This is a genomic window from Streptomyces sp. NPDC059874, from assembly GCF_042731135.1.
Lineage (GTDB): Bacteria > Actinomycetota > Actinomycetes > Streptomycetales > Streptomycetaceae > Streptomyces.
The window spans coordinates 18725-27526 of sequence record NZ_JBHWJY010000041.1 but is presented as its reverse complement, the minus strand read 5'-3'; the positions used below and the strand labels follow the sequence as shown (position 1 = coordinate 27526).

Here is an 8802-nt window from a genome sequence, read left to right as displayed (position 1 = left end):
CGTGTCCCACCCTTGTTTCCCCCCCCTTTAGGGTTAACACCCCCCCCTCACCCCCATCCGGGGGGCCCCCACACCCAACCGCCCGCGCCGTCCGGACTTTCCGGACGGCGCGGTTCTGTATGTGAGCCCGGGGTCAGCCCGTGCGGCGCGCACGGTGCGCGAGGAGGAGCAGGGCGGTCGGGACGAGGCCGAGGAGGAAGCCGGAGGGCTCGAGGATCCAGCCGCAGAGGATGACCCATGCCGCCAGGGTCCAGCCCAGGTACCGCGGGACCTCCTGGCCGGTGCGGGCCATCCGGATGAACAGCAGGCCGAGCAGGACCAGCGGTACGGCGAAGCTGCCGGGCAGGGCCCAGAACAGGCGGAGCGAGTCGAGGTTCGCGGGGTCCTCGATGGCGGTCGGTCCGTGCAGCCGGCCCGTGAGCCAGTCGCCCCAGCTCGACCAGGTCTGGACGAGGAAGACGGCGATGTGGACGACGCCGATGACGACGGTGCTGCGCCCCGCCCAGATGGTGAGGGTGCGTGCGCGGGCCTCGCCGGCGGCGGCCGCGGCGCTGGGAGGAGTAATTACGGTACTTGTAGTTCCGATACTCATAGTTCCGTATGATGCTCCAGTGGAGCCTTCGAAGCAACCCCCCGGCCGGCCGCGGGACGGCCGAGTGGACGACGCGATCCGTGCGGCCGTACGCGAGTTGGTGCCGGAAGTGGGATATGCCGCACTGACCATGGACGCCGTGGCCGCCAAGGCGCGCGTGGGGAAGGCGGCCATCTACCGCCGCCACGCCTCGCGCGGCGAGCTGGTCTTCTCCGCGCTCGTACACGGGGGCGAACCGGAGCCGCTGCCGGACACCGGAACGCTGCTCGGGGACCTCACCGCGCTCGCGAGCCTGGTCCTCGCGGTCTTCTCCGATCCCGTCGTCCTCGCCGCGACCCCGGGCCTGCTCGCCGATCTGAAGCAGCAGCCCGAGATCGCCGCCCGCTTCCAGGACACCTTCATCGCCGGGGAACGGGTGCAGGTGACGGCCCTGCTGGAACGGGCCGTCGAGCGGGGTGAGTTGACGGGGATGCCCGACTCCGCGATGGTGCACGCGGCCGTGCTCGGCACCGTCTTCGCCTGGGTGTTCCTGCTGGCCCAGCCCCCCGGCCCGGCCCTCGCCCCGCGCATCGCCGCGATGGTGGCGGCCGGGATCGCAGAATGGGCCCATGACGATCACTGATGAGGGTGGGCGGGCCGACGACACGGGTACGGCCCAGGCCTGGGCCGCCCTGGGTGGGGCGCCGGAAATCGCCGGGCGCGTGCGGTACCGGGGCGCGGGGAACCTGGGCGAAGGTCCGCTTCCGGTGGCGGAGTTGGCCCGGGCCACGGTCGGGGCGTGCGCGCTGGCAGCGGCCGAGCTGGCCGCCGTACGAGCGGGTGGCGGGGCGCAGGACGTGGCGCCGCTCGTGGTGGACGAAGGCGCGGTCGCGACGGCGTTCGTCAGCGAGCGGCACCTGCGGGTGGCGGGGCGGGCGCCGGTGACCTTCGCGCCGCTGTCGGGCTTCTGGCCGGCGGCGGACGGCTGGGTGCGTACGCACGCCAACTACCCGCACCATGAGGCCGCGCTGGTACGGGCGCTCGGGCTGCCGTCCGCGACGCCGCGGGCGCTGCGGGCCGCGGTGGCGGGGCGGCGGGCCGTCGAGGTGCAGGAGGCGGTGTACGCGGAGGGCGGGCTGGCCGTCGCGGTGACCGACTCGTACGGGGAGCCGCAGCCGCTGATGGAGCCCGTACGGGTATCGGGCGCGCGGGGGCGGCCGCTCGGGCCGGGCCCCGCCGGGCTGCCCGCGGCCGGGGTGCGGGTGCTGGACCTGACCCGGGTCATCGCCGGGCCGGTGGCCACGCGGACGCTCGGGCTGATGGGCGCGGACGTGCTGCGGATCGACTCGCCGGGGCTGCCGGAGGCGGACGACGCGTACGCGGACACCGGCTTCGGGAAGCGGTCGGCGCTGTTGGACCTGGCCGCGGCGGGGGACCGGGCGGTGTTCGAGGGGCTGCTGGCCGAGGCCGACGTGGTGGTGACGGGATACCGGCCGGGGGCGCTGGAACGGTACGGGCTCGGCGCGGCGGAGCTGCTGGAGCGGTGGCCCGGGCTGGTGGTGGCCGAGCTCTGCGCGTGGGGCTGGCGCGGGTGGGGCCCGTGGGCCGGGCGACGGGGGTTCGACTCGCTGGTGCAGGCGGGGTACGGGATCGCCGCGGCCTGCGCCGATGCGGACGGGGTGCCGGGGGTGCTGCCGGCGCAGGCGCTGGACCACGGGACGGGGTACCTCGTGGCGGCCGGTGTACTGCGGGCGCTGGCGGAGGGAGGTGGGCGGGGGCTGCGGTTCTCGCTCGCCGGGATGGGGTCGTGGCTGGCCCGGGATCTGCCCCGTGCCTCGGCGGCCCCCGTTCCGGAGTACACGGCCGGGGCGTGGTTGCGGGAGGCGCAGTCGGGGTACGGGGTGCTGCGGTACGCCGCCAGTCCCTTCGGGGACTGGGGGCGCGGGCCGTCCCGCTGGGGCGCGGACGAGGCCGTCTGGCTCCCGCGGTAGGGCGAGTGCGGTGCCGCTGCCGGGGCTCCGCCCCGGACCCTCCCCCCAGACTTCGTCCCGGGGGACCCCCACGCCTCAAACGCCGGCGGGGCTGGAGTTGCCCCCGGTGGGTGGGGCTGTCTTTACCTGGCGGGGCCGGGTTTCCCCGGTGGGGCCGGCGCTAGCGGAGCGGCTTCGCCATGCAGCGGCTGGAGTCGTAGAAGCGGTAGAAGCCGAACTTGGCCGACATCGTGTAGCCCGCGGAGAGGTACAGGGCGATCGCCTCCGGCTGCTGGTCGCCCGTTTCCAGGGCCATGCGGGTGCGGCCCGCCGCGCGGGCGTCGTCCTCCAGGGCGGCCAGGATGCGGCGGGCCAGGCCCAGGCCGCGGGCCTCCGGGATGACGTACATGCGCTTCAGCTCGGCGTCGCCGTCCGAGTAGCCCTCGTCGTTCTTCTCCTGGCTCCGCCAGCCGCCGCTCGCCACGGGGGCGCCCGAGGCGTCGTACGCGAGCAGGTAGAGACCCCTCGGCGGCACGAACATCGCCGGGTCGAGAAACGTTTCGTCGCCCTCGCCGTCGTATCGCTCCCGGTACTCGAGCTGTACCTGGTCGTTGAGCTTGACCGCGTCCGGGTGGTCGTACGGCACGGCGCGGAGGTTTATACCGTGAGACATTCGAATATCGTACGGAACGGTCCGGCTATGGTGCTGGGATGCTCACCGTGACCTCCGTAAACGTGAATGGAATCCGCGCCGCCGCCAAGAAGGGCTTCGGGGCGTGGCTGGAAGGCTCCGACGCCGATGTGGTCTGCCTGCAAGAGGTGCGGGCCGAGGAGGGGCAGATTCCGGAGGAGGTCCGGAAGCCCGAGGGGTGGCACACCGTGTTCGCGCCGGCCGCCGCCAAGGGGCGGGCCGGGGTCGCGCTGTACTCGCGTCGGGAGCCCGAGCGGGTGCGGGTCGGTTTCGGAAGTGACGAGTTCGACGCGAGCGGTCGGTACGTCGAGATCGATCTGCCCGGCGTGACCGTGGCCAGCCTCTACCTGCCCTCCGGGGAGGCCGGGACCGAGAAGCAGGACGAGAAGTACCGGTTCATGGGCGAGTTCCTCACCTACTTGGAGGGGCTGAAGGTGCGGGCCGCGGCCGACGGCCGTGAGGTCGTGGTGTGCGGCGACTGGAACATCTGCCACCGGGAAGTCGACCTCAAGAACTGGAAGACGAACCGGAAGAACGCCGGCTTCCTGCCCGAGGAGCGGGAATGGCTCGGGAAGGTGTACGACGACGCCGGGTACGTGGATGTGGTGCGGGAGCTGCACCCGGACACCGAGGGCCCCTACTCCTGGTGGTCCTACCGCGGGCGGGCCTTCGACAACGACGCCGGCTGGCGCATCGACCTCCAGGTGGCGACCCCGGGGCTGGCCGCGAAGGCCGTGAAGGCCTTCGTCGAGCGGGCCGAGACGCACCCCGAGCGGTGGTCCGACCACGCGCCGGTGACCGTGGTCTACGAGCTCGGGGCCTGAGTCTGAGTCTGGTTCTGGGGCGGGGGCGGGGGCGGGGGCGGGGGCGTGGCCAGCAGGCGGTCCATCGCCATCGTGAGCTCCGCCTCGACCACGCTCTTCGCCAGCGGGCGCAGCCGGGTCGGGGCGTCCTCGCCGGGTATGTGGGCGGCGATGAGCTCCGTGAAGAGGGCCGCCATCGCGTCCGCGTGCGCGCGGACCTGGCGGCCCGTCTCCAGGACGGCCGCCAGCGGGACGCCCTCGCGGACCAGGGCCGAGGAGACGTCGAGCAGGCGCCGGCTCACGTGCACGATGGCGTCCCCGTCGACGGCCAGGTAGCCGAGGTCGAGCGAGGCGGCCAGGTTCTCCGGGGTGACCTCGCCCTCGAAGTAGTCGGCCAGGGCCTCGGGCGACAGCCGGACGGGCGTCTCCTCGGACCAGCCGATGCCGAGCAGCTCGCCGAGCTGGCCGACGTCGCGGCCGCTCTCGAAGGCGGCGGTGAGCTCGGCGATGCCGCCGAGGGTGTGGCCGCGCTCCAGCAGGGCGGCGATGGTGCGCAGCCGGGCCAGGTGGTGCTCGTCGTACCAGGCGATCCGGCCCTCGCGGCGGGGCGGCGGGAGCAGCTTGCGCTCGCGGTAGAAGCGCAGGGTGCGCACGGGGATGCCGGCCGCCTCGGCCAGTTCCTCCGTACGGTACTCACGCACTGTGTCTGGTTCCGTCTCTTCCTTCGCCACGGTCGCAGCCTATGGCGTACTGCCGGTAACTTTCCGCGCGCGACCCCTACCCATGAGTACGGGGCTGCTCTACTCTCCCGATTGTGCCAGTGATTGCTGGCAGTGTTGCAGATGCGGAAGGCGGCGGCATGGGCGGCATGGGTGGCAGGAGCGAGCGTGAGCACGGGCGTGAGCACGTACGTGAGCACGTGCGCGTGGCGGTGATCGGGTCCGGGTTCGGCGGGCTCGGGGCGGCCGTGCGGCTGCGGCGCGAGGGGATCACCGACTTCGTCGTACTGGAGCGGGCCGACTCGGTCGGCGGGACCTGGCGCGACAACAGCTACCCCGGGTGCGCCTGCGACGTGCCCTCCCACCTCTACTCCTTCTCCTTCGCGCCCAATCCGGACTGGCCCCGCACCTTCTCCGGGCAGCCGGCCATCCGGGAGTACCTGGAGCACGTCGCCGACACCTTCGGGCTGCGCCGGCACATCCGGCTGAACCACGAGGTCCGGATGATGCGCTGGGACACGGACGAGCTGCGCTGGGAGATCGAGACCGCCGGCGGGGACCTCACCGCCGACGTGGTCGTCTCCGCCACCGGGCCGCTGTCCGACCCGAAGATGCCCGAGGTCCCGGGGCTCGCCGAGTTCCCCGGCAAGGTCTTCCACTCCGCGCGCTGGGACCACGACTACGACCTCGCCGGCAAGCGGGTCGCCATGATCGGTACGGGCGCCTCCGCCATCCAGATCGTGCCCGCCGTCGCCCCCGACGTGGAGCGGCTGACGCTCTTCCAGCGGACCCCGCCGTGGGTCATGCCGCGCACCGACCGGGCGATCAGCTCCGTCGAGCGGTGGCTGCACCGTCAGCTGCCCTTCACCCGGGCGGCGCGGCGCGGGCTGTTGTGGGGGATCCGGGAGCTCCAGGTCAGCGCCTTCACCAAGCGGCCGAACCAGCTCGGGCTGATCGAGTCGCTCGCCAAGGCCAACATGGCGCGCTCGATCAAGGACCCGGCGCTGCGGGCGAAGCTGACGCCCTCGTACCGGATCGGCTGCAAGCGGATCCTGCTGTCGAGCGAGTACTACCCGGCGCTGGCCCGGCCGAATGTGGACCTGGTCGCCTCCGGGCTGAAGGAGATCCGCGGCTCGGTGCTGGTCGCCGCCGACGGGACCGAGACCGAGGTCGACGCGATCATCTTCGGTACGGGCTTCCACGTCACGGACATGCCGATCGCCGACCGGGTGGTGGGCGCGGAGGGGCAGACCCTCGCGGACGCCTGGAAGGACGGGATGCAGGCGCTGCGCGGGGCGACCGCGGCCGGCTTCCCCAACTGGATGACGATCATCGGCCCGAACACCGGGCTGGGGAACAGCTCGATGATCCTGATGATCGAGTCGCAGTTGAACTACATGGCCGACTACCTGCGGCAGCTGGGCGTGCTGGGCGGGAGGGTCGCGCTGGCGGCGCGGCCGTCGGCGGTGAACAAGTGGAACCGGCAGGTGCAGGCGAGGATGGAGCGGACCGTGTGGAACACGGGTGGCTGCACGAGCTGGTACCTGGACGCGCAGGGGCGCAACACGACGGTGTGGCCGGGCACCACGGGGGAGTTCCGGCGGGAGACGCGGAGCGTCGATCTGGCGGAGTACGAGGTCGTACGGGTCCGTGAACGTGAGCGTGACCGGGAGCGGGTGCCGGTCGCGGCTGGGGCTGCGGCTGGGGCTGCGGCCGCTGCGCCGAAGCCGCGTCGCTCCCGCGGGGGCTCCGCGGGGTCCGGTGCGGCGCCGTCGCCGGGGGCTCTGCCCCCGGACCCCCGCGCCTCAAACGCCGGCGAGGCTGGATTGGCCTCCGCCGGTGAGGCCGGCTTCGTGGAGGGTGCGGCATGAGTCGGGTGGGGTACGTCACCTCCGGGCGCTATGCCCCGCCCGCCGCGCGGCGGGAGATCGTCGCGGTGTCCGCCGACGGGGCCCGGCTGCATGTCGAGGTGCACGGGGAGGAGGGGGCGCCGGCCGTGGTGCTGGCGCACGGGTGGACCTGTTCCACCGCCTTCTGGGCGGCCCAGGTGCGGGAGCTGGCCAAGACCCACAAGGTCGTCGCCTACGACCAGCGCGGGCACGGCCGCAGCCCCGCCGGTGCCGCCCACAGCACCACCGCCCTCGCCGACGACCTCGTCGCGGTGCTGGGGGCGGCCCTGGCCCCCGGGGAGCGGGCGGTCGTCGCCGGGCACTCCATGGGCGGCATGACGATCATGGCGGCGGCCGGCCGGCCGGAGTTCGCCGAGCGCGTCGCCGCCGCGCTGCTGTGCAGCACCGGCAGCTCCCGGCTGGTCGAGGAGGCACGGGTGCTGCCGCTGCGCGCCGGGCGCGCGCGCACTCGTATCACCGGCGTGGTGCTCGGCTCCCGCGCCCCGCTCGGGCCGGTCACGCCCGTGGCCCGGAAGGTCCTCAAGTACGCCACCATGGGCCCCGGCTCCGCCCCCGACCGGGTCGAGGCGTGCGCCCGTATCGTGCACGCCTGCCCCACCAAGGTGCGCCACGCGTGGTCCGAGGTGCTGGCGGGGCTCGACCTCGACGCGAACCTGGCCGCGCTGACCGTGCCCACGGCGGTGATCGGCGGCACCGTCGACCGGCTCACCCCGATCACGCACGCCCGTGGCCTGGCCGCCGCGCTGCCGAACTGCGTCGGGCTGACGGAGTTGGCCGGCATGGGGCACATGACCCCGATCGAGGCCCCCGAGGCCGTCACCCACGCGATCAGCGACCTCGTAGACGCACACATGAAGGAGAAGACGGGATGAGCAGGAGTCTGGAAGGCCAGGTCGCCGTCGTCACCGGCGCCGCCCGCGGGGTCGGCGAACTGCTCGCGCGCAAGCTGTCCGCGCGCGGGGCGAAGATCGCGCTCGTCGGCCTGGAGCCGGAGGCCCTCAAGGAGGTCTCCGAGCGGCTGCACACCGACAGCGACCACTGGTACGCCGACGTCACCGACCACGAGGCCATGGCCCGCGTCGCGCAGGAGGTCAAGCAGCGCTTCGGCAAGGTCGACATCGTCGTCGCCAACGCGGGCGTGGCCGCCGGCGGGCCGTTCGTCGACTCGGACCCCGACGCCTGGCGCCGGGTCATCGAGGTCAACCTCATCGGAGGGGCCGTCACGGCCCGCGCCTTCCTGCCCGTACTGATGGAGAGCCGCGGCTACTTCCTGCAGATCGCCTCGCTCGCCGCGATCACCCCGGCCCCGATGATGACCGCGTACTGCGCCTCCAAGTCGGGCGTCGAGGCCTTCGCCCACTGCCTGCGCGCCGAGGTCGGCCACAAGGGCGTCAAGGTCGGCGTCGGCTACCTCTCCTGGACCGACACCGACATGGTGCGCGGCGCCGATCAGGACGAGGTCATGCGGGAGCTGCGTCAGCGGTTGCCGTGGCCGTCGAACCGCACCTACCCGCTGGGCCCTGCCGTCGACCGGATCGTGGCGGGCATCGAGCGGCGCTCGGCGCACGTGTACGCGCAGTGGTGGCTGCGCGGGATGCAGGGGATGCGCGGTTACCTGCCGGGGATCATCGCGACGGTCGGGCAGCGCGAGATGAAGCGGTTCGAACCGCGACTGGGCGGTGTCTCCAAGGGACTTGTGGGGGCCGGTGGGGCCGCCGACGAGAAGGAACGCACACAGAGCCATTGATCAAAATGCGAGCTTTGTCCTCCCGTGCAAGTCTGGTCGAGGCCCAACCACCAACACCCCTCATGGAGTGAAAAGCATGGGTATCAAGGACCAGTTCCAGGACAAGGCCGAGCAGCTCGCGCAGCAGGCGAAGGAGAAGCTCGGCGGAGCGAAGGGCGAAGCCTCCCAGCGCTCCTCGCGGGCCGAGGACAAGGCGAAGCAGCGGGGACAGGAGCAGGCCGACAAGGCCCGCGCCAGGTTCGACGACGACTTCGACGCCTGACCGCACCGCCGAACCGCTGACGGCCTGCCCGCCACCGGGCCCGCACACAGCGCCGAGGGGCGGGGAGCCCCCCCCGGCCGGGGGGGGCGCCCCCCCCCCAGGCCCCCCCAAACCCGCGGGGGGGTTTGT

10 protein-coding genes are annotated in these 8802 nt (G+C 73.1%); 7 read left to right on the top strand and 3 right to left on the bottom strand.

Annotated elements, in window-relative coordinates; all coding sequences use genetic code 11:
* Positions 1-133: 133 nt before the first annotated feature.
* Positions 134-592, bottom strand: coding sequence for a DUF6463 family protein (locus tag ACFV9H_RS23125; protein ID WP_385401283.1), 459 nt, complete (start codon positions 590-592; stop codon positions 134-136).
* Between the two features lie 19 nt (positions 593-611).
* Here ACFV9H_RS23125 and ACFV9H_RS23120 point away from each other — a divergent pair, with 19 nt between their 5' ends.
* Both ACFV9H_RS23120 and ACFV9H_RS23115 read left to right on the top strand, forming a co-directional pair.
* Entirely contained in the window at positions 612-1214 is a 603-nt protein-coding gene (locus ACFV9H_RS23120) for a TetR/AcrR family transcriptional regulator (protein WP_385401280.1), read from the top strand.
* Positions 1201-2562: a CoA transferase gene (locus tag ACFV9H_RS23115; protein WP_385401277.1), complete on the top strand. Its 1362-nt coding sequence runs from the start codon at positions 1201-1203 to the stop codon at positions 2560-2562. The genes ACFV9H_RS23120 and ACFV9H_RS23115 overlap by 14 nt, the downstream gene beginning before the upstream one ends.
* Positions 2563-2722: 160 nt before the next feature.
* Here the strand turns inward: ACFV9H_RS23115 and ACFV9H_RS23110 are convergent, their stop codons facing one another.
* Positions 2723-3214 (bottom strand): GNAT family N-acetyltransferase, encoded by a 492-nt coding sequence (locus ACFV9H_RS23110; RefSeq protein WP_385401274.1) that lies wholly within the window; start codon positions 3212-3214, stop codon positions 2723-2725.
* Positions 3215-3252: 38 nt separating this feature from the next.
* Here ACFV9H_RS23110 and ACFV9H_RS23105 point away from each other — a divergent pair, with 38 nt between their 5' ends.
* Positions 3253-4056 (top strand): exodeoxyribonuclease III, encoded by an 804-nt coding sequence (locus tag ACFV9H_RS23105; RefSeq protein ID WP_385401271.1) that lies wholly within the window; start codon positions 3253-3255, stop codon positions 4054-4056.
* Here ACFV9H_RS23105 and ACFV9H_RS23100 read toward each other — a convergent pair.
* The gene (locus tag ACFV9H_RS23100) at positions 4038-4766 is read right to left on the bottom strand and encodes a MerR family transcriptional regulator (RefSeq protein ID WP_385401268.1); all 729 of its coding nucleotides are present in this window, start codon (positions 4764-4766) and stop codon (positions 4038-4040) included. The genes ACFV9H_RS23105 and ACFV9H_RS23100 overlap by 19 nt on opposite strands.
* Before the next feature lie 137 nt (positions 4767-4903).
* On the opposite strand from ACFV9H_RS23100, the gene ACFV9H_RS23095 reads away from it, so the two are divergent.
* From ACFV9H_RS23095 to ACFV9H_RS23080, 4 genes are all read left to right on the top strand, one after another.
* Entirely contained in the window at positions 4904-6625 is a 1722-nt protein-coding gene (locus tag ACFV9H_RS23095) for a flavin-containing monooxygenase (RefSeq protein ID WP_385401365.1), read from the top strand.
* On the top strand, positions 6622-7536 hold the full coding sequence (locus ACFV9H_RS23090; RefSeq protein ID WP_385401265.1) for an alpha/beta fold hydrolase: 915 nt from the start codon (positions 6622-6624) through the stop codon (positions 7534-7536). The genes ACFV9H_RS23095 and ACFV9H_RS23090 overlap by 4 nt, the downstream gene beginning before the upstream one ends.
* Positions 7533-8411: an SDR family oxidoreductase gene (locus tag ACFV9H_RS23085; protein WP_385401263.1), complete on the top strand. Its 879-nt coding sequence runs from the start codon at positions 7533-7535 to the stop codon at positions 8409-8411. Before ACFV9H_RS23090 ends, ACFV9H_RS23085 begins: the two co-directional genes overlap by 4 nt.
* A 76-nt stretch (positions 8412-8487) precedes the next feature.
* Complete coding sequence (locus ACFV9H_RS23080; protein ID WP_385401261.1) at positions 8488-8673, top strand: hypothetical protein; 186 nt, start codon at positions 8488-8490, stop codon at positions 8671-8673.
* The last annotated feature ends 129 nt before the right edge of the window (positions 8674-8802 follow it).